This is a genomic window from Pseudomonas azotoformans (assembly GCF_001579805.1).
Lineage (GTDB): Bacteria > Pseudomonadota > Gammaproteobacteria > Pseudomonadales > Pseudomonadaceae > Aquipseudomonas > Aquipseudomonas azotoformans_A.
Window position 1 is genome coordinate 4270310 of the sequence record NZ_CP014546.1, and the last position, 25724, is coordinate 4296033.

28 protein-coding genes and 3 pseudogenes are annotated in these 25724 nt (G+C 60.6%); 19 read left to right on the plus strand and 12 right to left on the minus strand.

Features of this window, described 5'->3' with window-relative positions; translation table 11 throughout:
* Positions 1-281 precede the first annotated feature (281 nt).
* The 3 genes from AYR47_RS19755 to AYR47_RS19765 all read left to right on the plus strand — a co-directional run bounded on the left by AYR47_RS19755 (position 282) and on the right by AYR47_RS19765 (position 2783).
* Positions 282-686 (plus strand): TraR/DksA family transcriptional regulator, encoded by a 405-nt coding sequence (locus AYR47_RS19755; RefSeq protein ID WP_010564800.1) that lies wholly within the window; start codon positions 282-284, stop codon positions 684-686.
* Between the two features lie 545 nt (positions 687-1231).
* Positions 1232-2464, plus strand: a complete 1233-nt coding sequence (locus tag AYR47_RS19760) for a methyl-accepting chemotaxis protein (RefSeq protein ID WP_371317991.1) — start codon at positions 1232-1234, stop codon at positions 2462-2464.
* Positions 2465-2579: 115 nt separating this feature from the next.
* Positions 2580-2783 carry a hypothetical protein gene (locus AYR47_RS19765; protein ID WP_061436433.1) on the plus strand — a complete coding sequence of 68 codons (204 nt, stop codon included), beginning with the start codon at positions 2580-2582 and terminating at the stop codon, positions 2781-2783.
* Between the two features lie 7 nt (positions 2784-2790).
* Here AYR47_RS19765 and AYR47_RS19770 read toward each other — a convergent pair whose 3' ends face one another.
* The 3 genes from AYR47_RS19770 to AYR47_RS32225 form a co-directional block, all read right to left on the minus strand.
* Positions 2791-3027: a DUF2789 domain-containing protein gene (locus AYR47_RS19770; protein ID WP_033898226.1), complete on the minus strand. Its 237-nt coding sequence runs from the start codon at positions 3025-3027 to the stop codon at positions 2791-2793.
* A 68-nt stretch (positions 3028-3095) separates the two neighbouring features.
* Positions 3096-3326, minus strand: a complete 231-nt coding sequence (locus AYR47_RS19775) for a hypothetical protein (RefSeq protein ID WP_033898227.1) — start codon at positions 3324-3326, stop codon at positions 3096-3098.
* 110 nt (positions 3327-3436) lie between these two features.
* Positions 3437-3712, minus strand: coding sequence for a hypothetical protein (locus AYR47_RS32225; RefSeq protein ID WP_082461522.1), 276 nt, complete (start codon positions 3710-3712; stop codon positions 3437-3439).
* A 417-nt stretch (positions 3713-4129) separates the two neighbouring features.
* Here AYR47_RS32225 and AYR47_RS19785 point away from each other — a divergent pair, with 417 nt between their 5' ends.
* Together AYR47_RS19785 and AYR47_RS19790 are read left to right on the plus strand one after the other, a co-directional pair.
* Positions 4130-4579: a hypothetical protein gene (locus tag AYR47_RS19785; protein ID WP_050554011.1), complete on the plus strand. Its 450-nt coding sequence runs from the start codon at positions 4130-4132 to the stop codon at positions 4577-4579.
* Positions 4580-4712: 133 nt separating this feature from the next.
* Positions 4713-5729: an ABC transporter substrate-binding protein gene (locus tag AYR47_RS19790; protein WP_033898229.1), complete on the plus strand. Its 1017-nt coding sequence runs from the start codon at positions 4713-4715 to the stop codon at positions 5727-5729.
* Positions 5730-5781: 52 nt separating this feature from the next.
* Here the strand turns inward: AYR47_RS19790 and AYR47_RS19795 are convergent.
* Together AYR47_RS19795 and AYR47_RS19800 are read right to left on the minus strand one after the other, a co-directional pair.
* A pseudogene (locus AYR47_RS19795) lies at positions 5782-7909 on the minus strand (TonB-dependent receptor).
* Positions 7910-8004: 95 nt separating this feature from the next.
* On the minus strand, positions 8005-8394 hold the full coding sequence (locus tag AYR47_RS19800) for a DUF2946 domain-containing protein (protein WP_016975551.1): 390 nt from the start codon (positions 8392-8394) through the stop codon (positions 8005-8007).
* A 93-nt stretch (positions 8395-8487) separates the two neighbouring features.
* On the opposite strand from AYR47_RS19800, the gene AYR47_RS19805 reads away from it, so the two are divergent.
* Positions 8488-8925: a DUF3995 domain-containing protein gene (locus AYR47_RS19805; protein WP_061436435.1), complete on the plus strand. Its 438-nt coding sequence runs from the start codon at positions 8488-8490 to the stop codon at positions 8923-8925.
* 173 nt (positions 8926-9098) lie between these two features.
* A pseudogene (locus AYR47_RS19810) lies at positions 9099-11601 on the plus strand (TonB-dependent siderophore receptor).
* A 59-nt stretch (positions 11602-11660) separates the two neighbouring features.
* Here AYR47_RS19810 and AYR47_RS19815 read toward each other — a convergent pair.
* Both AYR47_RS19815 and pdxR read right to left on the minus strand, forming a co-directional pair.
* Positions 11661-12242 (minus strand): TIGR00730 family Rossman fold protein, encoded by a 582-nt coding sequence (locus tag AYR47_RS19815; protein WP_082781513.1) that lies wholly within the window; start codon positions 12240-12242, stop codon positions 11661-11663.
* An 80-nt stretch (positions 12243-12322) separates the two neighbouring features.
* The gene (gene pdxR, locus AYR47_RS19820) at positions 12323-13708 is read right to left on the minus strand and encodes a MocR-like pyridoxine biosynthesis transcription factor PdxR (protein WP_061436438.1); all 1386 of its coding nucleotides are present in this window, start codon (positions 13706-13708) and stop codon (positions 12323-12325) included.
* Between the two features lie 183 nt (positions 13709-13891).
* Between pdxR and AYR47_RS19825 the strand changes: the two genes are divergently transcribed.
* Both AYR47_RS19825 and AYR47_RS19830 read left to right on the plus strand, forming a co-directional pair.
* Entirely contained in the window at positions 13892-14332 is a 441-nt protein-coding gene (locus AYR47_RS19825; RefSeq protein WP_061436440.1) for a carboxymuconolactone decarboxylase family protein, read from the plus strand.
* 92 nt (positions 14333-14424) lie between these two features.
* The gene (locus AYR47_RS19830; protein ID WP_033898242.1) at positions 14425-14754 is read left to right on the plus strand and encodes a hypothetical protein; all 330 of its coding nucleotides are present in this window, start codon (positions 14425-14427) and stop codon (positions 14752-14754) included.
* A 4-nt stretch (positions 14755-14758) separates the two neighbouring features.
* Here AYR47_RS19830 and AYR47_RS19835 read toward each other — a convergent pair whose 3' ends face one another.
* A complete protein-coding gene (locus AYR47_RS19835; protein ID WP_061436442.1) occupies positions 14759-15658 on the minus strand; it encodes a LysR family transcriptional regulator in 900 nt (299 codons plus the stop codon).
* Between the two features lie 109 nt (positions 15659-15767).
* On the opposite strand from AYR47_RS19835, the gene AYR47_RS19840 reads away from it, so the two are divergent.
* From AYR47_RS19840 to AYR47_RS19860, 5 genes are all read left to right on the plus strand, one after another.
* On the plus strand, positions 15768-16805 hold the full coding sequence (locus tag AYR47_RS19840; RefSeq protein ID WP_061436444.1) for an AbrB family transcriptional regulator: 1038 nt from the start codon (positions 15768-15770) through the stop codon (positions 16803-16805).
* A gap of 65 nt (positions 16806-16870) precedes the next feature.
* Positions 16871-17566, plus strand: a complete 696-nt coding sequence (locus AYR47_RS19845; RefSeq protein ID WP_033898239.1) for a fumarylacetoacetate hydrolase family protein — start codon at positions 16871-16873, stop codon at positions 17564-17566.
* A 36-nt stretch (positions 17567-17602) separates the two neighbouring features.
* Positions 17603-18511, plus strand: coding sequence for a helix-turn-helix transcriptional regulator (locus AYR47_RS19850; protein ID WP_033898240.1), 909 nt, complete (start codon positions 17603-17605; stop codon positions 18509-18511).
* A 74-nt stretch (positions 18512-18585) separates the two neighbouring features.
* The gene (locus AYR47_RS19855; protein WP_061436445.1) at positions 18586-19032 is read left to right on the plus strand and encodes a GNAT family N-acetyltransferase; all 447 of its coding nucleotides are present in this window, start codon (positions 18586-18588) and stop codon (positions 19030-19032) included.
* Between the two features lie 4 nt (positions 19033-19036).
* Positions 19037-19294: a hypothetical protein gene (locus tag AYR47_RS19860; RefSeq protein ID WP_061436447.1), complete on the plus strand. Its 258-nt coding sequence runs from the start codon at positions 19037-19039 to the stop codon at positions 19292-19294.
* Positions 19295-19560: 266 nt separating this feature from the next.
* On the opposite strand, the gene AYR47_RS19865 is transcribed toward AYR47_RS19860, so the two are convergent.
* Entirely contained in the window at positions 19561-20505 is a 945-nt protein-coding gene (locus AYR47_RS19865; RefSeq protein WP_033902310.1) for a sensor domain-containing diguanylate cyclase, read from the minus strand.
* A 247-nt stretch (positions 20506-20752) separates the two neighbouring features.
* Between AYR47_RS19865 and AYR47_RS19870 the strand changes: the two are divergent.
* Positions 20753-21002: pseudogene (locus AYR47_RS19870) on the plus strand (DUF1652 domain-containing protein).
* Here the strand turns inward: AYR47_RS19870 and AYR47_RS32705 are convergent.
* Positions 20999-21139: a hypothetical protein gene (locus AYR47_RS32705; RefSeq protein WP_167351259.1), complete on the minus strand. Its 141-nt coding sequence runs from the start codon at positions 21137-21139 to the stop codon at positions 20999-21001. The pseudogene AYR47_RS19870 and the gene AYR47_RS32705 sit on opposite strands and share 4 nt — an antisense overlap.
* 213 nt (positions 21140-21352) lie before the next feature.
* On the opposite strand from AYR47_RS32705, the gene AYR47_RS19875 reads away from it, so the two are divergent.
* Genes AYR47_RS19875 through AYR47_RS19890 form a run of 4 tightly spaced genes read left to right on the plus strand, consistent with a single transcriptional unit; the run spans position 21353 to position 23150 of the window.
* Positions 21353-21664, plus strand: a complete 312-nt coding sequence (locus tag AYR47_RS19875) for a YXWGXW repeat-containing protein (RefSeq protein ID WP_028616441.1) — start codon at positions 21353-21355, stop codon at positions 21662-21664.
* Between the two features lie 15 nt (positions 21665-21679).
* Positions 21680-22258 (plus strand): RNA polymerase sigma factor, encoded by a 579-nt coding sequence (locus tag AYR47_RS19880; protein ID WP_033902308.1) that lies wholly within the window; start codon positions 21680-21682, stop codon positions 22256-22258.
* Positions 22255-22686 (plus strand): hypothetical protein, encoded by a 432-nt coding sequence (locus tag AYR47_RS19885; protein WP_033902307.1) that lies wholly within the window; start codon positions 22255-22257, stop codon positions 22684-22686. Before AYR47_RS19880 ends, AYR47_RS19885 begins: the two co-directional genes overlap by 4 nt.
* Positions 22683-23150 carry a periplasmic heavy metal sensor gene (locus tag AYR47_RS19890; RefSeq protein WP_033902306.1) on the plus strand — a complete coding sequence of 156 codons (468 nt, stop codon included), beginning with the start codon at positions 22683-22685 and terminating at the stop codon, positions 23148-23150. Before AYR47_RS19885 ends, AYR47_RS19890 begins: the two co-directional genes overlap by 4 nt.
* Before the next feature lie 168 nt (positions 23151-23318).
* Here AYR47_RS19890 and AYR47_RS19895 read toward each other — a convergent pair whose 3' ends face one another.
* The gene (locus AYR47_RS19895) at positions 23319-24752 is read right to left on the minus strand and encodes a serine hydrolase domain-containing protein (RefSeq protein ID WP_061436448.1); all 1434 of its coding nucleotides are present in this window, start codon (positions 24750-24752) and stop codon (positions 23319-23321) included.
* Between the two features lie 24 nt (positions 24753-24776).
* Positions 24777-25691: a LysR substrate-binding domain-containing protein gene (locus AYR47_RS19900; protein WP_028616574.1), complete on the minus strand. Its 915-nt coding sequence runs from the start codon at positions 25689-25691 to the stop codon at positions 24777-24779.
* Positions 25692-25724 lie beyond the last annotated feature (33 nt).

Genomic DNA, 25724 nt, shown 5'->3' on the forward strand with positions numbered 1-25724 from the left:
CGCTTGCAGCTTGCGGCTTATAGCTGCTTCACGAACTTTCCTGCTATAAACGCACTCCGATGACCATTCGCCGAGCCCGTCCTGGTGCTTTTGGGGGTTATCTCGGAAAAATTGCCTGTCTTTTCAGTTGCTGCGCCCTCAAGTCGGCCTTAGACTGCCGCCCCTCGTAAATTGAGTGCCGGGTGGCGCTTGAAATGGATGGCGCCCTTCCGAGACCTGCAGAGGTCGGCCGGAACGCTCCCTTATTCGCCTTAATGCACGTATTTTTTATAGAGAAATCAATGACAAAGGAAAAGTTGCTGGCCATGCCGGCGGATGACTACATGAATGCCGAACAGCACGCTTTTTTCGAGCAGTTGCTGCAAGACATGAAAGTGGAACACCACGAGCGCATTGAACAGAACCGTATCGCCATTGAAAGCCTGGACACCCCGGCTGACCCGGCTGACGCTGCTTCCGTTGAAGAAGAGCGCACCTGGCTGGTCAACGCCATTGACCGCGACCAGCGCATGCTGCCGCAGCTGGAGCGTGCACTGGAGCGCATCAAGGAAGATTCCTTCGGCTGGTGCGATGACAGCGGCGAACCTATTGGCCTCAAGCGCCTGCTGATCAGCCCGACCACCAAGTACTGCATCGAAGCGCAAGAGCGCCACGAGCAGATCGACAAGCATCAGCGCCAAGCCTGATGCGGTGAAGCTGGGGGACCGTCCTGCGGTTTCCCAGGGAAAGACCCGTTACACCCGGTCTATTGATCTGTTGCAAGCTACCCCACTAAAGGCCCATGGATAATGGCCCGATAGTGGCGTTTAATGCAGCGACAATAATGACAAGCAGTGGGGTAACGAAGATGGCTGGAGACGGATCTCTGATGGGCGCAGCAGTGTCACCGCAAACGGTGGCGCGCGGGCTGCCCGGCTGGCTGACGCCACTGTTGCAGAGCACCGCCCTGGTGTTGGTCCTGCTTGGGTTGGCGCTCGCCAGCCTGCCGCTCTACCTTTGCCTGCCACTGGTTCTGCTGGTGATCTGGCTGCCTCGATTGAAAAGTCGCACACCTGTTATCGCATCTTCCGATGCCGTCGATGCCATCGGCGAATTGACGCGCGACCTGTCCTACACCACCAGTCATAACGCGTTGTCCGCCGCCGGTGTGGCCTATTCGGTCAAGCAACTGGCCGCGCGCGTGCAGTCGCAGCTGGGCGCGGCCAAGCAGATTGTCAGCAGTGCCGAGGTGATGATCGGCACCGAAAAGGTCACCTCCCAACTCAGCCGCGAAGCACTGGGTGCCGCCAGCCAGGCCCATCAACGCAGCACCGAAGGCCGCGAAGTGCTGGCCCAGTCGATCACCCGCATGCACCAGCTCAGCCAGCGTGCGAATGCCAGCCGTGAACTGATCGAAGCCTTGAGCCTGCGCAGCGAGGAAATCCAGCGGGTGACCCTGGTGATCCAATCCATTGCCAGCCAGACCAATCTGCTGGCACTCAACGCGGCCATTGAAGCGGCGCGGGCCGGCGAGCATGGGCGTGGGTTTGCGGTAGTTGCGGATGAAGTGCGTGGGTTGGCGGGGCGTACGGCCACGGCTACCGATGAAGTCGGGGTGATGGTCGCGGATATCCAGCAACGCACGGCCCAAGTGGTGGAGCAGATTCGCCAGCTCTCGGCGGACCTGCATACTGGCGTGGAGCAGGTGGAGCACGCCGGTGAGCAGCTGCAAAGCATCGCCAGCCTGGCGGCGGATGTGGAAGGCCAGGTCAATGAGATCGCCCAGGGCACCGACACCAATCGCACCCAGCTCGACAGCTTGTTCCATGCCGTGGAACAGATGCGCAGCGATCTGGCTGTCAGTGATCAGCAAACCCGCCAACTGGCCGACGCCGCGGTGCAGATGGAAGGGCAGGCCGAAACCATCAGCGAGCGCTTGGCGGAAGTTGGGCTGGATGACTATCACCAGCGCATCTACGACCTGGCGCGCGAGGGGGCGAGCCGGATTGCTGCGCAATTCGAAGCCGACGTGCAGCAGAATCGGATCAGCCTGGATGACCTGTTCGACCGCAGCTATACGCCGATTGCCAACACCCGCCCGAGTAAGTACCACACCCGCTTTGACGGCTACACCGACCAGGTGTTGCCGGCGATCCAAGAAGCGCTGCTGCCACGCCATGAAGGCTTGGTCTTTGCCATTGCCTGTACGCCCCAGGGCTACGTGCCGACGCATAACAAGGCGTTTTCCCACGCGCTGACCGGCGATGCGCAGGTGGATGCGGTGCAGAACCGCACCAAACGCAAATTCGAAGACCGCACCGGAATCCGATGTGGCAGCCACCAGCAGGCCGTCTTGCTGCAAACCTATACCCGCGACACCGGAGAGCTGATGCACGACTTGTCGGTGCCGATCATGGTCAAGGGCCGGCATTGGGGCGGCTTGCGCCTGGGCTATAAACCCGAAGCGGTGAAGGGCGGGCGCTAGGGATTATTGCCGTTTATGCAATGGAGCTATTCCGGGGATAGCTTTTTCCAACTGGAAGAAAACCGTAGCATGGCCAACATTGTTAGCCAGCTAACTAATGCTGCGGAGAAGCTCCATGCAAAACAAAGTCGATGTCGCCGTGATGATTGGCAGTGGCGTACCCCAAACCCTGCGTGCGCTGGGCCAGAGGGCCTGCTGGGTGGTGTTGCTCAACGGTGAGCAACGCGGCACAGCGTTCTCCAGTCGCGATGAGGCGGAGGAGTGCAGGGCTGCCTGGCAGGCGCTGTTGCGCCTGGAACAGTCGGACAGCCTGCATTGAGACGGGTTTATTGCGATTGATGCAGGCGTTGATTCAGCTCATCCACGGGAATCGCCCATTCAGCGTCCTCGCGCAGCTCTTCTTTCAGAAAGGCTGCTTGCTGTTTAGACCAGAACGGCGCATCGATCAGCTTTACATCTTCAGGCAAGGGATGCGCGACGATAAAGGCGTCGATGGCGTCCGGAGTTGAATCCAGGCCCAATTGTTCGAACAGGGTTTCAAGGGTAGGAATTGGCGCGTCCATATCGTTCTCCATGCAGGGTGGTGGTTGTACATGGGAGGGTGACGGAGCAACAGAGTTCTATCGGATTGTCAGGAATTCAAGGCTCCGGCATCCACAGCAGCTTTCAGGGCCTTGGCGGATTCCTTGGCTGCGAGGGCAGCAGCGTCGACGGTTTTGAACCAGCGGTCCTTTTCCACTTGATGGGTGGTGACAGTGGTCAGCGGTGGCTTGGCCCGCATGATGATCACTGCTTGAAATTCACCGTCTACTTCCCTTGCGTCGCCATGGATGAAAAATTCGCCGATATCAAATTCCGTCACGTAGAGCCTTCCCTTGGAGATAACTGCACTGGTGAAGCCTGGCCCGCAGGGCACACACTTCAGTGGACGGGCCAGTATGGCAGTTGTTGCAGGTCGGCGGCGCAGTTAAGTTATAGGGCGGATGAAACGACCGCTCCGTGAGGTGCCTGCAACTGGGCTTCAAGTGTCTTGGCCAGTTCACACGCCTTGACATGGCCGCTGCGAAAGCCTTTGATTCGGCCGCTGAGCACTTCACGGATATGGAAAAAGTTTTTGCCGGCAGGTACGACTTGGTAAAGAACCGAATCCGGGTACCCGTCGAAGCCGCCCAAGCGGTAGTATTGAGCCTCGCCCTGGCATGATGAACGGGTGTGCGAAGACATTGCATTGTAGGTTGATCGTTGCATGGCCTGCTCCTTTCGATCGATCCGGTTGACTTGATTGCAACGTTTTGGGTGGTTTTGATCGGTGCTGCTGTTTTAGTATTGTCGTCGGCGGCCAGCGCCCGGTTCCATGACAGCGTGTTTATTTGTGTTTGCATGTCGGAAAACCGCATTTTTAATTAGGTTATTTTCTGAAGTTGGTCGGCCCGTATTCTCGGGCTGTTGAACCTGTGATCTCCTGTGATGCCTGATGACCTTGCACAAGGTCCATCGCGTACGTCTGTACTAGTCTTATGGCGCGACAGCGGGATCTTCTTCAGTTTTTTTCACAGAATGAGTGATGTAACCGAGCCGTAATGGCCGTTTTTTTGTGCTGCCCGCTCTGGCGGACGGCGCTCTTTTCGATGTGGGGGCGTTTCCTTGGCAGTCAGTAATCTGGATATGCACGCGTTGTTCGTGCTGGGTGATTTGCGCGCAAAGTTGGTCAAGCAGTTTCAATCCCGTTTTGTTTACATCACGGAGCAGACGCCGGAAGGCATCTACATCGCCGAGATCGACACCGAGGCGGCGATGGTTGTAGATGACAAGCCGCGTCTGGAACTCAAAGTCGGCGATCACTTTCGCGCAGCGGTATTGCCCAGCCGTGAAGGTGGCAAGTTCGAGCTAAAGTTTCGCGACATCAAGTTGACCGTCTATGGCCTCGGTGACTACGCCTTTGTGTCCTCGGCCGAAGGCCAAGGCATCGTGTTCAAGGAAGGTCACAGCGTGATGCTGGTATTTGCCGCCAACGAACAACTGCAGGAAGGCCTGACCAAGACCCTGAAGGCCGTGACCGGCAAGGCCGCCAAATGGCGCAAGGGTGAATTGGTCACGTTCAAGGCCAGCGAATAAGCATCAAATTCCTCGAACACCCGCTATCTCCCGGAACCTCTACTACAGTTGAGTTGACTTAACTATTCAGAGGCTTCGCGCTTATGTAGCAAAGCCGTCCGCTGTCTGCTGCGATATCGCGAGGTGCAAGGGCATGAAAGGATTGAGAACACTGTTGGCGGCGTCCGTGGCGACCTTGAGTTTGTCAATGACCGCACTGCCGGTTTCGGCCGCCGAGAAGCCAGTGCACTTTGCCGATTTGAACTGGGAAAGCGGCAGCCTGATTACCGAAGTGCTGCGAGTGATCGTCGAGAAGGGCTATGACTTGCCCACCGACACCTTGCCTGGCACCACCATCACCCTGGAAACCGCCCTGGCGAAGAATGACATCCAGGTGATTGGCGAAGAATGGGCGGGCCGCAGCCCGGTGTGGGTCAAGGCCGAAGCCGAAGGCAAAGTGGTTGGGTTGGGCGACACGGTCAAAGGCGCGACCGAAGGCTGGTGGGTGCCGGAATACGTGGTGAAGGGCGACCCCGCCAAAGGCATCAAGCCCCTGGCGCCTGAACTCAAGAGCGTGAAGGACCTGGCGCGCTACAAAGACGTGTTCAAGGACCCGGAATCCCCCGGCAAGGGACGCTTTCTCAACAGTCCCATCGGCTGGACCTCGGAAGTGGTCAATAAACAGAAGCTCAAGGCCTATGGGTTGGACGACAGCTATGTGAATTTCCGCAGTGGCTCGGGCGCGGCACTGGATGCCGAGATTGCCTCATCGATCCGCCGGGGCAAACCGGTGCTGTTCTATTACTGGTCGCCAACGCCGTTGATGGGGCGCTACAAGTTGATCCAACTGGAAGAGCCGCCGTTTGATGCCGAGGCGTGGAAGACGCTGACGGATGCGGATAATCCTGATCCGAAGCCCACGCGCTCGTTGGCCTCTAAGTTGAGCATCGGGGTGTCGACGCCGTTCCAGAAGGAGCATCCGCAGATTGCGCAGTTCTTCGAGAAAGTCGAGTTTCCGATTGAGCCGCTGAACAAAGCCTTGGCGACCATGAGTGAGAATCATACGGCGCCACGGGACGTGGCCCAGGCGTTTTTAAAGGAACACCCAGAAGTTTGGAAAGCCTGGTTGACTGAAGAGGTGGCGCAGAAAGTTGAGGCGAGTCTGAAGTAAGAATGCGCATACATTGTAAGAGCCCGGCAAGCCGGGCTCTTACATTCAGGTGTTAGAACTTGGTTTGCACCGCCAGCTCAAATGTCCTCGGCGAGCCCAGGTAATACGCCGGCGACACATGCGCAAACTCGGCATATACCTCATTCGTCAAATTGCGCACCCGGCCCGTCACCGAGGTGTGTGAGTCGACCTTGTATCGCAGGAACGTGCCGAACAGCGTGTAGGCCGGCACCGTCTGGGTGTTGGCGTTATCGGCGTACACCTCGGCCACATAACGCGCATCCACGCCCCCTTGCCAATCTTCGGCAAAATCATAGGTCAGCCACAGGTTACCCACGCGCTTGGGCACGTTGGTTGGCGTATTACCTTTACGCGAGACCACCGCGCCACTGGCTATTTTTTCGTTGAAATCATCGTATTCCGCGTCGACCCAGGCGAAGTTACCCTCCGCCAGCAACCTTGGCGTGATGCGTAACGAACTGGCCAACTCGATACCCTTGGATGACTGCGCCCCGACCGGAATGCTGTTGGTCGGGTCCTGCGGATCGGTCACGGCAAAATCCTTACGCTCGATCTTGTACGCGGCCACGGTGGCCGAGCCACGGCCGTCCAGGTAATCGAACTTGCTGCCCACTTCCCACTGCTTGCCCGTCGAGACATCAAACACTTGCGTGGTAGTGTTCGGCTGCTCGGCGGCGGTGCTGTATTGCACGTACACGTTGGCCGACGGGATGAACTGGTAGGTCAGGCCGACGCGGGCCGGTTACCGGTTCCCAGCTGCGCTTGAAGTGGCGGGGATTGGTGGCGGTGATCGCGCGATGGTTGGTGACGTCCAGGTCGATGGCGTCGTAACGCAGGCCGGTGAGCAGCGAAAGTTTATCGGTGAGCCCCAGGCGGTTCTCCACGAACAGCGCCTTGGTGGTGACCTCGTTGGTCTTGTCCTTGCCGAACTTCTCACGGGTTCGCGGGATGTCGTAGAAGTGTCCAGGGTTGTAGTTGTTCGGGTCCACGCTGCTGTTGCCCGGCACATTCAGTGGGGTGTTGGTGGTGCTGTTGACCTTGTATTCGAAGCCCCCGGACCAAGTGGTCGACAAACCGAAAATACTGTCATCGTGGCGCAGCTCGAACTGGTTGCCGTTCTGTTCGCCCTGGTGGCGTACCTGATAGGCCGTCGAGCGGTTCACCGCGCTGTTATCGGCGTTGTATTGGTAGGTTTCCAGGTTGCGATAATCACGCTGGCTGTCCAGGTGATAGAGGGTGTTTTTCAGGGTGGTGTTGTCGTTGAGGCGGTAGTCGATGATCGAGCGCGCCCAGATCGTGCGCTGTTCATAGCGGCCGTCAGCAACGTTGTAGTTGTTGAAGCGGTTGTGCTTGTCGATCTTCAGCTCGCCCACCTTGGGATTGAGCACCGGCGTACCCCAGTAAGGGTTGTCTTCATGCTCATCCTGGTATTCCAGCGCCAGGGTGTGAGACAGGTTGGGCGTGAGGTCGCTGAGCAGGGAAAACGCCAGGCTCCAGGCCTCGCGCTGGTCGCGGTCGATGTAGCTGTGATTGGTGTTGCGGCTTACATCCAGGCGCGCGTAGTGCTGCACCTCGGCGCCGGGTTCGGTCAGGGCGTGATTGACGCCAAACGCCATGCCGGCGGTGTCATAGCTGCCATAGGTGAGCTGGCCTTCGGCGGCCTGTTCCTCGCGGGTGGCCAGCTTGGTCACGTAGTTGAGCGAACCGCCCACGGAGCCGGCGCCGTTGATCAAGGAGGAGGGGCCACCTACCAGCTCCACCCGGTCATATATCCAGGCATCTACCGGCCGGGCCAGGCCGGTCGCCACATTGATCCCGTTGAACATCTGGGTGATCTGGCTGCTGGTAAAGCCACGGTAGGAGACAAACCCGCCAAATCCTGGCGGGGCGCTGGCATTCACGCCAGGCAAGGTGTTGGCAGCGTCGCGGAAGGTCTTGGCGCCATGGCGCTCGATGTCATTGCGGTTGGCGATAGCCACCGACGCCGGGGTTTCGCGCACACTCAAACCCAAGCGCGAGGCCATGCCACTGGATTGATCCAGGGCCAGGCCAGGCTCGGCGGTTTGTTCGCCATCAATGGTGGTCGGGGCCAACTCAAGGGCCCAGGCGCAGACAGGCAGGCAGCCGAACAGGCCCGCCAACAGGGGAAGATGTTTCATGGTTGAATCCTGAAAAACTTGGCTTGAAAACAACGCACAACCGCCCGTACGTCCTCGCGGAAACGGTGGTCAGTGCAGATCGGAAAGCGAAGGGATCAGGCGAAAGCAGGCGGTGCGCGCGGATTAGCCGCAGGCCAGGTGAAGCGGGCAGGAATGTCGGCAGCCAGGACAATGGCCGGCGGCGGTGCATGGGGCTGTGGCAGTACTGCCACATTCAAGCTGGAACTCAGCGCCGGGCCCATGCCACCGGTGGAGCACAGCGGGCAACCAAACGCCTTGGACAGCGTTGGCAGGTTCTCTTCAGTGGAGTTGGACGGCTTGGGCGCCTGGGTTCGCGGGTCTACCGTACAAAACTGACCACCGATGCCATTGAGCTGCATCCCGACCATCTGCCCATGACCGATACTGCAGGCGAACACATTGAACAGGACGCAGCAATAGAGCATCCAGGCAATGAGCGAGCGGTCGGCACGAGCGATTTTCATGGGGCGGCACTTTACCATCAGCCGCCGACGAAATGCCTGCAAAAAATCTCCAGGCGACTATCCTCTTTCGCACCTTTTAAGGGAGAGCCAGCCATGAGCTTTGTTGTCGCACGATGGATTGTCGGCATTTTCACCTTCATCAGCATGGTGCATTTGTACTGGGCTGCCGGAGGCAAACTCGGCTTCCAGGCCGCCATTCCCCAATTGCCCGGCGAATTCGCTCGCGGGCCGAAACCAGCGTTCAAACCCTCCGCGCTGGCTACGTTTCTGGTTGCCATGGGGTTGGTGGGGATTGCACTGATGGTGTGCTTGCGGGCTGGGCTGTATTTCTCGGCAGTGTCTCATGGGGCGTTGCAGTGGGGGATCAGTGCGATTGCGGTGGTGATGTTTGCCAGGGCGATTGGGGATTCGGAGTTGGTGGGGTTTTTCAAGAAGGTCGGTGGGTCGCGGTTTGCGCGGTTGGATACGTATTTTTATTCGCCGTTGTGCCTGGTGTTGGGGGCGGGGTTGTTGGTGGTGGCGTGGGGGTAAGAAAGGGCCGACTGAACACAGGAGAAAACCGCAAAGTTCCAACTCAACAGCCTGCAAAAAAGCAATAAACCTGATTTCAGCGCAATCGCTTAAATAAAAATCGCTCTCATCCTTGCCCGATCTTCCGACATGGCCGTCATGGTTTATAGAACCTCCCTTACCCAGGATTTCCCATGTCGCGCCTTGCTCGTCCCTTGCACCCACTGGCCTTGTCAGTGGCGATGGCTTTTGCCGCCGTGCCGTTGCTGACCGTCCAGTCCTCCTTTGCCGAAGAAAGCAGCAGCGCCGTGCGCAGTTTCTCGATTCCCGCTGGTGATTTGAGCCAGGCGCTCAATAGCCTGGCCGAGCAGGCGGGCCTGGTGCTGGCGTTTGATGCAAGCCTGACCCGTGGCAAGCGCAGCAAGGCCCTGAGTGGGCAGTACGACACCGATGTGGCGCTGAACCAGTTGCTCGCCGGCAGCGGCTTGCAAGCCTTGAAGCTCTCCGCCGACCGCTACCGCCTGGAAGCCATCCCGGATAACGGCGGGGCCATGGAGTTGCAGGCCACTACCATCAGCGGCGCGTACCAGAGCGAGAGCCCGACCGGGCCAGTGTCCGGTTATGTGGCCACGCGCAGTTTGTCGGGCACCAAGACCGACACTGCGCTGATCGAAACCCCGCAGTCGATCTCCATCGTCACCAAAGACCAGATGCGCGCGCAAAACGCCGAGAGCCTCAACCAGATCCTGCGCTACAGCGCCGCCGTCATTCCGGAAACCCGTGGCGCCACTGCATCACGTCTCGACCAATTGACCATCCGGGGTTTCTCACCGGCCACTTACCTTGACGGCCTGCGCATGCCCTCGAGTCGTGACGCCTTGCCGCAAAAGGACGCTTTCGACTTGGAACGCGTCGAAGTGCTACGCGGCCCGGCCTCGGTCCTTTACGGCCAGGGCACGCCGAGCGGCGTGATCAACATGGTCAGCAAGCGCCCGCTGGACACGCCGTTTCACGAAGTGGGCGTGGAATACGGCACCTTCAACAAGAAACGCACGACCTTCGACTTGAGTGGCCCATTGGATGATCAGGGCGTGTATTCCTACCGTGTGGCCGGGCTTTTCGACGATGCCGATGGCCAGGTAGAACACACCGAGACGCGCCGCCAGTCATTGTCCAGCGCCTTCACCTGGCGTCCGGACGACGCCACCTCACTGACCCTGCTCGGGCACTTCCAGAAGGACCCCAAAGGCGCGTCCTACGGTTCGGTGCCGGCCTGGGGCTCGGTGCTGCACAGCCCGACCGGGCGCAGTATCGATGTGGACTTCTACGACGGCGAAAAGAATTTCGAGAAAAGTGACCGCGAGTACTACAGCATCGGCTGGGCGTTCGAGCATCACTTCGATGACGTGTGGACCGTGCGCCAGAATGCGCGCTACCTGCGCAGCGAAGGCCAGTACCGCAGCCTCTACAGCAACTACCTGATGGCGGATTACCGCACCATCCGCCGCTCGACCATCGCCAGCGATGTCGACCTGGACGCCTACACCCTCGACAACCAGGTGCAGGCCAAATTCGACACCGGCCCGTTGCAGCACACCTTGTTGATGGGGCTCGACTACCAGAACACCAGCACCGACACCAAGTCCGGCTCGGGCGTGTACACCGCCGGCCCGACCCTGGATATTTTCAATCCGGTCTACGGCGCGGCCGTTCCGGTGCCGGCCTACACCACCGACGGCACCTCGCGCAGCGAGCAGACCGGTGTGTACCTGCAAGAACAGATGAAGTGGGACAAATGGGTCCTGTTGTTGGGCGGCCGCTATGACTGGGGCCAGCACTGACAGCAGCACCAAGACGATTCGCACCGGCTCTAAATCCGAGTCGTCCCTGGACAGCAAGGCGTTTACCGGCCGTATCGGCCTGGTCTATCTGTTTGATAATGGCCTGGCGCCGTATGCCAGCTATGCGGAGTCGTTCAACCCGCAGTCGGGTACGGGCTACGGCGGTTCGGTGTTCAAGCCGACTGAAGGCAAGCAGTATGAAATCGGCATCAAGTACCAGCCGCCGGGCAGCAACAGCTTTATCACCGCGGCGATCTTCGACCTGCGCCAGACCAACGTGCTGACCACCGACCCGGACCCGACTCATCTGTGCGGCACCGGGCGCTGCCAGAGCCAGGACGGCGAAGTGCAATCCCGTGGCTTTGAGCTGGAAGGCAAGGCCAGCCTCAACGATAACCTGGACATCACTGCGGCCTATGCCTACCTGGACAACCGCATCAGCAAGTCCAACAACACCGTGCGTTACGCGCCCATCAGTGACATCGGCGTAGGCCCGGCTATCGCCGCTGAAGGCACCACCACTTACGGCGTGCCGCGTCACACCGCTTCGGCGTGGGCCGACTACACCTTCCATGATGGCAACCTGAAAGGTTTCGGTGCGGGCGCGGGTGCGCGGTATGTCGGCTCGTCCTGGGGCGATACGGCCAACACCCTGAAGGTGCCGGGCTACACCCTGTTCGATGCGGCGGTGCACTACGACATCCCGAACATCACCAACCTGAAGGACAACCTGCGCCTGGCGCTCAATGCCACCAACCTGGCGAATAAAGAGTACGTTGCGTCCTGCTACTCCTATTCGTGGTGCTGGTATGGCTCGCAGCGCACCGTACAGGCAAGCGCCACGTACCAGTGGTGAGGTGAAAAAAAGGCCTTGGCGAAAGGATTCGGGAGCAGCATCGCCAAGGCCGAAACGGGCTAGCGCTTAGCGGGCTCGATCCATTTGTCGACCACCGGCGCCTGCCACCGCCCAAGGGCATCGAGCAGGGCGCCGGGGTGGTCTTCGACGATCAGCATCTGGCTGTGCTCGGCCTTGATGAAGCCTTCCTTTACGCCGTGCGCGAACAGGCCCCGCAGCGGCGCGAAGAACTGTGCGGTATTCAGGCAGGCCACGCCTTTGTGGTGTTCGCCAAGCTGCGTCAAGGTCATCGCTTCCAACAACTCCTCGAAGGTGCCGAGGCCACCGGGCAGGGCGATAAACCCATCGGCCAGTTCGCTCATGCGCGCTTTGCGGCTGCGCATGTCTTCGGTGATTTCATAGGCGCTGAGCCCTGGATGCATGTGCCCGAGCTCATGCAGCAATCGGGTGATGACGCCGATCACTTCGCCACCCTCGGCCAGTGCGCTATCGGCAATCACGCCCATCAAGCCTTTGGCGCTGCCGCCGTAGACCAGGCGAATACCGCGCCGGGCGATTTCACGGCCCAGGGCTTTGGCGTCTTCACTGTAGCGAGGGTGGGTGCCGAAGTTGGAGCCGCAAAATACCGTGAGACTGCGCATCAGAATTCCTGGTTGGGGGAGGGCGTTGCAGTTTCACGCCTGTTGGCCGACAAGCACAGCGCCAAGAAATCGCCTGATGACTAGGCCACCCAGCATTCCAGGATGCGCCGGCCCAATGCTTCAGCGCTGGCCTGGGAATCGATGTTGGCAAATCCCAACAGCAGGCCGGGACCGCTGTGCTGCACGACATTCCATTCACTCAAGGCTTCTGCGAAGAGACCGACGCTCGCCAGTTTCTGCACCAGCAGGCGGTCTGATTGCGGGGTCTTGAACCGCAGGATCAGGTGCATCCCGCCAGGTTGTGCATCAATGGAAATATGCGCGCCCAATACCTTGCGCAACCCGTTGGCGGTGGCTTCGCGGCGCTCGCCGTACAGCTTGCGCATGCGCTGGATGTGCCGGGCGAAATGCCCTTCGGCAATAAAACTGGCGACGATGGCCTGGGTCAGTTCCGGGCAGTTGCCGAGGAAGCTCTGGCTGACCTGTTCGAAACGCCCGACCTGGGAAACGGGCACCACCAGATACGCCAGGCGAATGCCGGGGAACAGCACTTTGCTGAAGGTGCCCGCGTAAAGCACCCGGCCCTCACGGTCCAGGCTCTTGAGCGCTGGTAGAGGGCGGCTGACGTAACGGTACTCACCGTCGTAGTCGTCCTCGATGATCCAGGCGAGTTCACGGCGGGCCCAGTCCAGCAGTTCCAGGCGACGCGGCAGCGACAGCGACACACACAGCGGGCTTTGATGGGCTGGGGTGACGACCACGGCGCGGGCAGCGCTGAGGTGCTGTACGCAGAGGCCGTCCTGATCCACCGGCACAGGGATGGACTTGATCTGCAAATGGTCCAGCAAGGGTCGCGTGGGCAGATAACCTGGGTCTTCCACCAGCACCGCGTCGCCGGGTGACAGCAACGCATGGGTGACCAGGCTCAGCGTGTTGCGGTAGCCCGACGTGACGAAGATCTGCTCCGGCGAGCAATGGATTCCCCGCGCCACCTGCAAGTAACTGGCGATAGCGGTGCGCAGCGAAGGCAGGCCGTAGACCGGCGGGTGGGCCATGTCCGCCAGTTGCGTGGCGCGCACGCAACGGGCGGCAATTTTCGACCAGATTTTGCGCGGGAAAGCGTCCAGCGCCGGCAGGCCCATCTGGAAGGGCAGTACGTGTGACTGTTGTCGCACGGCGTTGTAGGGCGTAATGACCACGGGCGTAGGCTGGGCGCTCTGGATGCCGTGCGCCACCACCGTGCCCGCCTGGCCGCGAGCCTCAAGGTAACCCTCGGCGGTCAGCAATGCGTAGGTGCTGTCGATGGTGCCGCGCGCGAGCCCCAACTCCTTGGCCAGTGCCCGCGCTGACGGGACGCGCTCGCCGGGCTTGAGCAGGCTTTCGGCGATGGCATTGCGAAAACGCCAGTAAAGCTGGCGGTAGATCGGCTCGGCCGAGGTAGGGTCCAACGGGGGTAGGGTGTGCATGAGGGAGATTTCCTGGTCGCGCCTGCCTTAACTGTAGCGGCTGCATGACCTGTACCCAAGTGCCATAACTGCAACATTTGACTAGACCATCATGGTCCGGTCACCGGGCCCATTCTTGGCTCTTCAGAGGTGAGCCATGGCGCTGCAACATGGTGCCTTCACTCAACCTCGACAGGATTTATCATGACCACTCGCCTCGATTACACCCAAGCATCCCCGGAAGGCTACAAGGCTTTCGGTGGCGTCTATGTCTACCTGCAAAACAGCGGCTTGCCCAAGGCGTTGATCGACCTGGTCTACCTGCGTGTCTCGCAGATCAATGGCTGCGCCTTCTGCATCGACATGCACTCGCGTGACCTGCTCAAGCAAGGCCTGGCCGTGGACAAGCTGGTACTGGTGCCGGTGTGGCACGACGCACGGGATGTGTTCACCGCCCGTGAACGCATCGCCCTGGCTTTCGCTGAAGCGGTCACCCGCAGCGACGTCTCGGATGCAGAGTACGCAGCGGCCGCCGCCGAGTTCAGCGCCAAGGAGCTGGCCGACCTGACTTACGGCATTGCCTTGATGAACGCCTTCAACCGACTGGGCATCACCTTTCGCACCACGCCGGCTGCGGCTAACTGAAACCTTGCGCAATAAGGCAATTTAATGGCCCCTTTGTAACAAAATCCTCGCCAGAATCGCTTTTATTTTCAGGTGGTTAGGTGAGGATGCAAATGCGCTCTGTTGGAATGATGCTGATCGCCTGCTCCCTGGCTGGCGGCGCGGCTGCCGTGCAGGCACGGGAGCTGCGCGAGGGTGACAAGTACATGTGCAGTTGGGGCGCCGGCACCGCCGCCAGGGCCCAGGAACTCAAACTGTCGGGCGTGTCGTTGTACGCGGCGCGGCAGAAGATCCAAAGCATGAAGTTCAACAAGTCGTGGATGCGCATGATGGCCATGGGCATCACCGAGCAGACCTACGACAGCCGTTCACGGCTCAAGCCCGAGGCGATCCGCCAGGGTTTCTATCAGGATTGCGTGCGCTACAAAGTCGCACGCAAATAACCGCTTAACGTGACAGCGGCGAGCTGGCGTCCTCCTGGAAATACACCTTCGCCGTTTCAATGAACCGCCGATTGGCCTGGGACAGGTATTCGCTAGCGCGCCAGCACAAGTTGAAGTGCATGAACTGCGCCGGCTCGAATGACACGCCGGCCAACCCTGGCTCTTGCTCCTGCACCGACCGCAGTAAGGTGGACACGCCCATGCCGTTGCGCGTGGCGGTAATCACCAGCGGCACGAAGTTGCTTTCCAGCGCGATGTTGAAACGCACTCGGGCGTTGCTGCAAAAGGCGTCCAGCAGATGGCGTTGCAGGAAGGTGTTGTCGAACACCAGCATCGGTTCGTGTTGCAGCCGCTGCGCCGCAATGGACGAGTTGCCCGCCAGTGGGTGATCCTGGGCCATGCACAACACCATCTCATCACTGCCGAGCAGCACCGACTCCCACGCCGGATCCACCCGTCGCGACTCCAACAACGCCACATCGATATCCCGAGTGGCCAGGCGTTCGCTGATGTCATCGGCGCTGCCTTCCACCACATGCATGGCAATGCCGGGGTACCGGGCGCGAAATTGCATCAGCAGGTCGGGAATATGGCGGATGCCGTACATGGGCGGTACGCCCACGCGGATTTCGCCGCTGTGCAGTTGGGTCAGGTCCTGCAATTCACGGCGGGCACCGGCCAAGCCTTCAAGACACGCCTCGGCGCGTGCCAGGAACAACTGGCCTTCGGCAGTCACGCTGATCTGCCGCGTCGCGCGGTTGAACAGGGCCACACCCAGCTCATCCTCCAATCGGCTCACCGCCATGCTCAGCGCCGGCTGTGCCACGTGCAACGCTTGGGCGGCTTTGGTGAAGCTGCCTTGGCGGGCGATTTCGACGCAGTACTCCAGCGCTTTCAGGTTCATGATGGCTCGCATAACAAAGTGTGATAGCTGGCTTAACAAATGGATATTTTCTGTGATGACAGCAAGTCTATAGCCTGTCGGCATTCTTCTCCATGCCGAGTACCCGACCATGCCCAACCATTGGCTTTTCACACTGATTATCGGCGCGTTGGGCGGCAGCCTTGCCAGTTGGGCGGGGTGGCCGTTGCCCTGGGTGATCGGTTCGCTGGTCGCCGTGATGTTGACTCGTTGTGCCGGCAGCCTGGTGCCGGAAATTCCCCATGGCCGCCAGGCCGGGCAACTCATCGTGGCGGTTGCCATCGGCTGTCATTTCACGCTGCCGGTGATGCAGCAGGTGGCGGCTCATCTCGGGCTGATCATTACGGCGGTGTTGCTCACGCTGGTACTGGCGCTGTGTTCGGTGCTGCTCCTGCATCGCTGGGGCGTGCCTTTCAGCACCGCATTCTTTGCCTTGATGCCGGCCAATTCCAGCGAGATGGTGCACCTGGGCCGCCAACGCCAGGCGGACACCAGTTTTATCGCCGCCGCCCATAGCATCCGATTGTTGCTGATTCTTTTGACGGTGCCGGCAGTCGCCACCTTCGGCATGCCCCCCGTTGTTGCGCATGCGCCGTTGCCGGTGGTCTGGCCCTGGTTGATCTTCATCCTCGGTGTGGGCTGGCTGGCGGCCCTGGGTTTCAAACAGTGCAAGTTGCCTAACCCTTGGACGTTCGGGCCGTTCCTGATTTGCGCGGTGGGCGTGGGCTGCAATCACCTCTCGATGAGCATGCCGGGCTGGCTCAGCGGCAGCGGCCAGTTGCTGATTGGCTGTGCATTGGGTGTCGCGTTTGACCGCAGTTTCTTCCAGCGCGCGCCGGGCCTGCTGGGCAAAGTGCTGCTGCTATTGACCGGTTCGGTGATCGCCAGCGCATTGGCGGCCTGGGCGCTGGGTGCCGGGTTGGGCATGCCGTGGCTGTCGCTGGCCCTGGGCATGATGCCCGGCAGCGCGCCGGAAATGAGCCTTACCGCCGAGGCCCTGGGCCTGGCCGTGACATTGGTGACGGCGATGCAGGTCATCCGCATGCTGTTGATCCAGGCGGCGTGCCTGCCGTTGTATCGCCTGTTGGATCGGTCGCCTCAAGCACCGGCCAGTGCAAAATCTGCGTAGACCTGTCCAACTTCGCCCCGGCGCCACTCGCCATACTGGCGCCAGGTAACGACGAGGCCCAAGCCATGACTGACTATGTATTCACCCCGACGCCCATCCCATCCCTGGCCGTGCAGGGCAGCGAAGCCCGCTTCCCGCTGCGCCGGGTGTTCTGTGTGGGCCGTAACTACAGCGAACACGCCCGTGAGATGGGGCATGACCCGGACCGAGAGCCGCCGTTCTTCTTCATGAAACCGGCGGATGCCGTGGTGCCGGCCGAAGGCGTGGTCGCCTATCCGCCGCTGACCGCCGACCTGCACCACGAAGTGGAACTGGTGGTGGCCATCGGCAAGGGCGGGGTCGATATCAGCCCGGAACAGGCGTTTTCCCACATCTGGGGGTATGGCGTCGGCATCGACCTGACCCGCCGCGACCTGCAAGCCCAGGCGAAAAAGCTCTCACGCCCGTGGGATTGGGCCAAGGCTTTCGATGCGTCCGCACCGACAACGGCGCTGCAACCGGTGAGCGCGGTCGGGCATCCGTCCAGTGGCAAGATCTGGCTCAACGTGAATGGTGAACAGCGCCAGGTGGGCGACCTGGCCGACCAGATCTGGTCCGTCAGCGAAGTGATCAGCCATGCCTCCAAATCTGTCGCACTGAAGGCCGGCGATTTGATCTTTACCGGCACCCCGGTGGGCGTCGGCACCTTGCAACCGGGCGATGTCGTCACCGCCGGCATCGACGGCATCGGCGAGTTGCGTTTCACCCTCGGCCAGGGTTGAGGCTACAGTGGTGCCCAGGCCACCCGAGAGACCGTTATGCCAGGCACCCGCGTCACCACTTACGGCATGCAACAGCGCAGCGACCGCCCCGACTTCTATATCCGCGACAAACGCGGGCGGGCGGCGCTGACCAGCCCTCATCGCCATGAGTATTTCCAGATCCAGATCAACCTCGGCGGCGACACCGTGCAGCATATCGGCGGCGCGGTGCGGCCGTTTCCGCGCAAGGCGCTGGCGTTTATCCTGCCCCATCGCTTGCATGTGATTCCCCATCCTGAAGAGGGCGAATTCATGCTGATCAACTTCAGCCAGGCGTTTTTCCTGCCGCAATTGACCTGCGACCCCTTGGACCTGGAAGACATTCCCATCGGCCAGGCGCCGGAGCTGTCGCCGTTTCGCTTTCAGGAACAGCTGGACTTCATCCTTGAAGACGCGGCGTTCGAGCAGGTAAAAACCTGGCTCGCCCATATGCGCGAACTTGATGCCCACCGTACCTTCGGCGCCCGCGAACGCCTCAAGGGCTATCTGTTTCAACTGGTCGGCCTGGTCTGCGAACAATACGCCGAGCCGTTGCAGGCCTTCGCCGCCAACAATGCCACGCGGCGCGGGCGCAAGGATGCGTTGGCACGGGTGCAGGGCTATATCCGCGAGCACCTGCATGAACCGACGCTCAACCTCACGGACGCAGCGGCGGCGGCGTTCCTGTCGCCCAACTACCTCACTCATTTGTTGCGTAAGGAAACCGGTAAACCTTTCTCGCAACTGGTGCTCGACCGGCGCATGCAGTTGGCGCGCACCTTGTTGCTCAACAGTGCGCAGATGATTGGCGTGGTCGCGCACCGCTGCGGTTTCACTGACGAGGCGTATTTTTCCCGGTGTTTCCGCAAGGCCCATGGCGTGGCACCAGGGCAGTTCCGTCGCCAGCAGCAGGGCGAGGCGCTGTAGGGCGTTTTACAAATCCACGACATTCACTGTGTTTCTATTTGCTTACAATTGCGTCCTCTACTAGGGAGGCCAGTATGCAAACGCTAATCCGCGTGGCGACGCAGGACGATGTCGATACGCTCTTCGCCATTCGCACCTCGGTGGTGCAAAACCATTTGAGTGTCGAGCAAATGGCCGACCTGGGCATCACGCCCCAGGTGCTGGCCGACAGTATTCGTGCAGCGCCCTGCGTTTGGATCGCCGAGGTGGAGGGCCAGCCTGCCGCTTTTGCCATGGTCGACCTGGCTGGAGGCGAGGTGTTCGCGATGTTCGTGCGGCCGACTTTCGAGAACCTGGGCCTGGGCCGTCAACTGATGGCGGTGGCCGAGGCTGCGCTGTTTGAACACCATGATCGGTTGTTCCTGATCACCGACGGCCGCGACGGAATCCGTGCCAACGGGTTTTATCAGCGGCTGGGGTGGAGCGTGGTCGGTCCAGTAGACGGCGATGATGTGCGTTACGAGAAGAGCAGGGCGCAGTAATGTCATGAACCCACCCGAGCCGCCGTCCAACAGCTTTCGCTACTTCGTGCTCGCCGTGCTCTGCGCTGCAGTATTGCTGGGGTTCTATTTTATGCGGCTCAACGCCGAGGTTGACCGCGAGCGGGAAGCTGCCAACCAACGCCTGGCACTGTGCAGGCAGGTGGAAAGTGTGGGGCGCTCGGTTCTGCCCAATAGCCTTGAAACCCAGGAAGCCTGCAAACAATTGAATGAGCGTATATCCAAAAGTGTGACGCCGCGTTAATCCAATAACCCTTTTTTATAAGTGGAAATAGTGTCGGTAGTTGCACCAAAAAGTGGCACTCATAGACCGCGCCACCTTAAAAAATGTGTGGTTATTGAATGACTTACAGCACTTTTAATCCGACGAAAGGATTAAAATAATCTTGTTACAGGTTTTTACAATCGCTACTATAGCCGGGCGTTCACCTCCCACGGTTTATGCATTTTTAAATCCCAAGTTTCCATCAGCTACTTGGGATTTTTTTTGCCTGCGATTTGACCTTCGCGTCACACTTCACCGTCAGCGAACTCCGCGCGCATCCGCCCATTGCGTTTGGCTTGATACAACAACTTGTCGACCTCCTCGACAAACCCCAGCATCGGGCTGTCGGGTTTCACGATGCGCGTACCGACGCCCAGGCTCAGGGTCAGCAGGTTCGACACCGCCGAAAAACCATGCTCGATCTGCTGCTGGCGGATCAGGTGCAGGCAGCGCTGCGCCACTTGCCGGGCGGACGCCGCATCGGTTTCCGGCAACAACCACACAAACTCTTCGCCGCCAATACGCGCAATGAAATCCCTCGGACGGTTGGCCGCCTGGGACAGGGTGTTCGCCACCTGACGCAGGCATTCATCGCCCTTGATATGGCCGTAGTGGTCGTTGTACTGCTTGAAAAAATCGATATCCAGAATGATCAACGACAGCGGTAACTGGCTGCGCTGGGCGCTGGCCCATTCGCGCTCCAGCACAGTGTCAAACATGCGCCGGTTGGCGATGCCGGTCAGGCCATCCTGGTAGGAATATTCCTCGAGTTGTTTTTGCAGGCGCACCAGGTGCTCTTCGGTCTTCTTGCGTTCGCTGATATCGAACATGAACCCGATCAGTGCTTCGACCTCGCCGTCCTTGCGCACCACATGCACCACGTCGCGAATCCACACGTAGTCGCCGTTCACCGTCAGCGCGCGGTAGTCCGCTTCGTGGTCAACTCCGGCGCGCGATTGCGACACGCAGAAATTCACCACGTATTCCCGATCATCCGGGTGCATGCGCTCGACCCAGTCGTCCACGCTCACCCAACTCTGCGGAGTCCAACCCAGCAAGGTCTCGATCTGCGGGCCGATGTAACTGAAGGTCATGCTCTGCCAATCGATGCGCCAAGGGATGGCCTTGGTCGACTCCAGCAAGGTCTTGTACACATCGCTGTCGGGCTGGCTCGGAGGGTCGATGCTCATGGTGGTTTGGCTCAAGATGATGGCGAAAAGCCAAGAGCGTCTGGTGATCGACGCTTCGAGTCAAGCCCTCGCCGGAGCAGCAGACGAGAGGTCGAAATGCGGGTTTTCTGGCGTCAGTGATTCGGCGTTTCCGGGGCGAAATGAGGCATGGCTAACACTTTTGCATTAATGCTTCCATGGCCTGTAGAACCTCATCTACTCTGTCTCCATCACAACACCTCGTGAGGCCCAGGGATGGGAACTTGTCATGATTTCAATCGTTGAATTCAACCGCATCATGGCCTCGGGTTTCCTGCCGCTGGCGTGCGATTGCACACTCAATAGCGACGGCTCGTTGCGCATCAACATCTTCGAGCCCGTGTCCGGGCCGGGTCGACCTGTTGTTGACCGGTGTGTCCCCCGAAGGTTTGGACAGCATCCGTTCCATCTCAAACCTGATTGGCGAGTTGCGCACCGAAATCAAGGCCGGGCGCCGGGGGTTTGCGGCAGTCGGCTAGCTGTTGACGCTGCGGGTCGGCGTATCGAGCGCGCCGTAATAGCGCCAGCAGCAGTGGCGGTGTTCCGGCACGATCACGCAGCCGCTGAGGCTGGCGATCAGCAGTGCGGCAACCAGCAGGTAAAGTCGGCGGGACATGGTGTTTCCTCTTGGGTTGATCAGCGTTAATCCTTCAACGTTGCCACCGGCGTAAATCCGTCGCGAAGCTTTCAAACCTTTCATCAAGTGCCTTCCTCCCCTGGGCAATACTGCCTGCGACAATAATCTGCGCGTCCTGCGACGGATTTTTCGACACGCCCCGTTCAACCCATCAGCAACCGGCACTTTCGCCCGTCGCTTGAAGGAGTTGCCATGAGACCCCTGGCCACATTGCGCTTTGCCTTGCTTGCTCCGCTGGCCCTTGCCGCGTTTGTCAGCACCCCGGTGTTTGCCCAGACCGAAATCATCATCCGCCAGGCGCCGCCACCGGAGCGCGTGGAAATGGTCCCCGTGGAGCGGCCCGGTTACGCCTGGGACCGAGGCCACTGGCGCTGGGAAGGGCGCGGTTATGGCTGGGTGCCGGGTCATTGGCAGCCGGTGATGCGCAATGCACGTTGGGAGCCCGGCCATTGGGAAGCGCACGGTCCCAATTGGTACTGGCGCGAAGGGCATTGGATCCGCTGACCGAGAATTGCCCGATTGAACGACACTGATCCGGACGTTGAACTGCTGGCACGTATCGGCAACAACGAACCTGCGGCCGTCAACGAAATGGTGACGCGCAAACTGCCGCGTCTGCTGGCACTCGCCAGCCGGATCCTGGGGGATGCCGACGAAGCCAAGGACGTGGCCCAGGAAAGTTTCCTGCGTATCTGGCGCCAGGCATCCACCTGGCGCAGTGGCGAGGCGCGTTTCGACACGTGGCTGCACCGCGTGGCACTCAACCTGTGCCATGACCGCTTGCGTCGGCGCAAGGAGCGGCCTTTGAACGAGGAGGCGGCGCTGGAGCTGGCAGACAGCGCACCGCCTCTGGATGAACAATTGGAAAGCACCGAGCGCAGCGCGCGCATGGCCGCCGCACTGGCCGCTTTGCCCGAGCGCCAGCGCGAGGCGATTGTGTTGCAGTACTACCAGGAGCTGTCGAACATCGACGCCGCGGCCCTGATGAATATCAGCGTCGAGGCACTGGAGAGCCTGCTGTCGCGGGCCCGACGCCAGTTGCGCCGCCAACTTGCCGATACACCCGGGCTCGCCCGCCCAGGAAGGGGAACATCATGACACCCGAACGATTTGCTTATCTGGCTGACGCCTATGGCGCCGACCTGCATCGTTGGCCGCTGGCTGAGCGCGGGGCGGCTAAGGCGCTGCTCGATAGCGGCAATCCCAGTGCCCGTGAAGCGTTGGATCAGGCCGGTTGGCTCGACGCCCAGCTGGACAGTCATCAACTGGCATTTACCGACCCGGCGCTGACCCGACAGATCCGTGAGTCGGCGCCGCGCCGTAGGTCGTTCTGGTCGCGTTATGCCGGCTGGCTGTCACCGGCGGGGCTGGTGGGGGTGGGCATTGCCGGTGTCGTCACCGGCATGCTGGTGGCGTCCATGAGCGTGCCGCTGCCGATGGTGTCTGCCGAAGTGTTGCCCAGCGTGTTTGACCAGGGCGATGCGCAAGTCATCTTTACCGTCAACGCTGAGGAAACCGAGCAATGAGCGCCCAATCTCTTAAACCGTGGTTGCTGGTCTCGGTGTTGCTCAATGTGTTTTTGATTGGCGGGGTAGGTGGGGGGGTGTATCACTGGATGGCGAGTGCAAAGCCTGTGGAGGCGGTGGTCAATCAGCATGGGTTGCGCCAGGCGATGGTCAAGTTGCCGCCGGAGCGGCGGCGGGAGTTGCGTCAGTTGTTGCGCCATAACCGTGCCGACAGCCAGCCGCTGGTGATGGCGGGGCGGGAGGCGCGGTTGGGGGTGATCAAGCAGTTGGAGGCGCCGACCTTGGATCGGGATGTGTTGGTGGCGGAGTTGGCCAAGGCGCGGGAGGCGGATATGGCGCTGCGGGCGTTGGTGGATTCGACCTTGGCGCAGTTTGCCGGTACGTTGCCTCGGGAGGAGCGACAGAAGCTGGTGGAGGCGTTGTATTTGCGGGGGCAGGCGGGTGGGGTTAAGCCTCGGTCTTGAGTGAATATCCATTCCATGGTGCAGGGCTGCTAAACCGGCATTCCTGCCGGTTTAGCAGCCCCCCAAATCCAGCCATCTCATTCTACCTGACGGAACTTGATAGCTTCATTGGGGCCGCTTCGCAGCCCAACGGGAGCAAGCTCCCTCACCACAAGGGGGAGGGATCGCTTAGAGCGATTTACCCACCAACACTTCCTGCTCCCGCCCCGCACTGTTCACATTCACCGTACGAGCGAAGCTCACGCCACCCTCCTTGAATTCACACACCACCCGATCCCGAAACGCCGTCTGCGGATAGATCCAGGTCATTTCCAATGTGGTCTCATCCAACCAACGCGCACCTGCCACGATCTGTGCGTTGTTGAATTCATACCCATGGTGCAACGCACGGCCAGGCATGCTGGTGAGGCCGTTGAGCCAATGGTCGATGCCGACCTGCACGCGGTGAGTCGTCTGGCTGTCGGTCAGTTCGAAGGTCAGCACATCACCGGCAAACTCAAACGATAACTGACGCACGCCGAGTCCGTTCTCAGCCATGGCAAACACGCGCTTCGAGTCCTCGGGCGCCGTACAGTTCGAGATCAGCGAAGGCCGCTCAGCCATACTCGCTAACCGCTGCTCCAATCTTGCATCCGCCTCGGGCTTCACGCTGCGATCCTCACCCAATACCGCCGGAAAATGCCGCTCGATAGAGGGCACGATTTCCGCCGAATTTTTCATCCCGCCCACCAGCACCAAGGTTGCGTTGTGCTCGCGGTACACCGCTGCCATCTGCACAAACACCCCCAACGCACTGAACGCCGGGCGCGGTTTCATCATCCAGTGGTAGCCGTAACGGCTGTCCGGCCCGCCTTGGGGTTGGGTGGCGGCGCGGACCCAGGCGGCCGGCAGTATTTGCTGCCCATTCCAGAGCCCGTCCTGGGCGTGCAGCACTGCCAGTTTCAGCGCCGCCGACACGGGGGCGGTGAGGCCATTGCCGCCAGGGTTCACGCCGTCGGGGCCGATGTCCCAGGTTTCGTTGTGAATATCCAGGGGGATGAACAGGCGCGGCTTGAGGTAGTCGTGCAAGGTTTGCCCGGTGACGCGGTTGATCAGCGCCGAAAGCATGTAGCTGGCAGCGCTGGTGTAGACATATTCGGTGCCGGGCGCGTAGGCCAAAGGGATCTTGAAGAACTCAGCGATCCAGCTGGTGCTGATGCCGCGCCACACGGAGCCGGAGGTGTTGCTGGCGTGGCCGGTGCGCATGGTCAGCAGGTGTTCGACGGTCATGTCGGCCAGGCGTGGGGCGGCGTCGGCGGGCACTTCGTCGGGGAAGTAGGTGACCAGGCGATCATCCAGCTTGAGACAGCCTTCTTCGATGGCCAGGCCGATGGCGCAACCGGTGAAGCTCTTGGCCATGGAGTGCAGCACGCGGGGTTCGTTGGGGTCCACCGGCCAGGTCCAGCCTTCGGCAACGACGTGGCCGTGGCGGTGCAACATGAAGCCGTGCAGGTCGAGGCCGGCGGCCTTGACCTCGTCGAGAAACGCGATCAGGCGGTCGGGGTCAACGCCAACACTGCTGGCGCTGGCGCGGGGTAAACCATCGTAGGAGGTCAGGGGCATGGAAACGCTCGGCAAAAGGGTGGATCAACGGCTGCGGTGCACCAGCCGGGAATAGGAAATCAGCATGCTGGTGAGTTCCTGGCTGACCCCGGTGAGAGGCGCGGAACGGCGGCTGATCAGGCACACATCACGGGGCGCGAGGGGTTCTTCGATGGCGATGGTAGTCAGTGCGCTGGAGAACAGCTTCATCCCCGGCAGCATGCGCGGCTCGATGGTCAGGTAGTCGGTTTCCGAGACGATGTGCAGGGTTTCCAGCAGCGAGTCGGTGGTGATGGCGATCTTCGGCGGCGCCAGGCCCTGGGTGCGGAACAGCTGGACCAGGCGGTTTTCCGCGCCGCCGATTACGCCGGTGGAGCGCACGCTGATCCATTGGCAGTCCACCAGCTCCTGCACCGACTTGGCCTGGGCCAACGGGTGGCCTTTACGCGCAATGATGCCCGCGCTGGAGCTGTAGAGACGGTCGATGGACAGGTCGATATCGGTGACGTTCGGCGCCAACGGGCACAGCACGAAATCCAGGCGTCCATCGCGGACTTTTTCCACCAGGCCCTTGGTGGTGCCGCTGGCCACATGCACTTGGATGCGCGGGAAGCGCTGGGTGAAATTGCTCAGCACCGGCACCAGCAGTTCGGCCAGGGGTTCGGAGGTCACGCCCAGGTCGATATGGCCTTCGGGCTCGCCTTTCCACGGTTGCAGGTCGAGCAGGGCGCGTTCGCAGTCGAGGGTGATGGAGCGGGCGCGTACCAGGAACACTTCACCGGCCGAGGTCAGGTTGATGCCTTGGTTCGAGCGTTGCAGCAGCACCACACCGAGTTCTTTTTCCAGGGTCTGGATTGACTGGGTCAGGGTGCTTTGCGCCACGTCCAATTGGCGTGCGGCAGAGCGAAAGCTGCCTTTTTCGACCACGGCACAGAACGCACGAAGATGGGTGAGAGTCATGAAGGACTGCCTCAGGTTTCAGCATTTAAACCA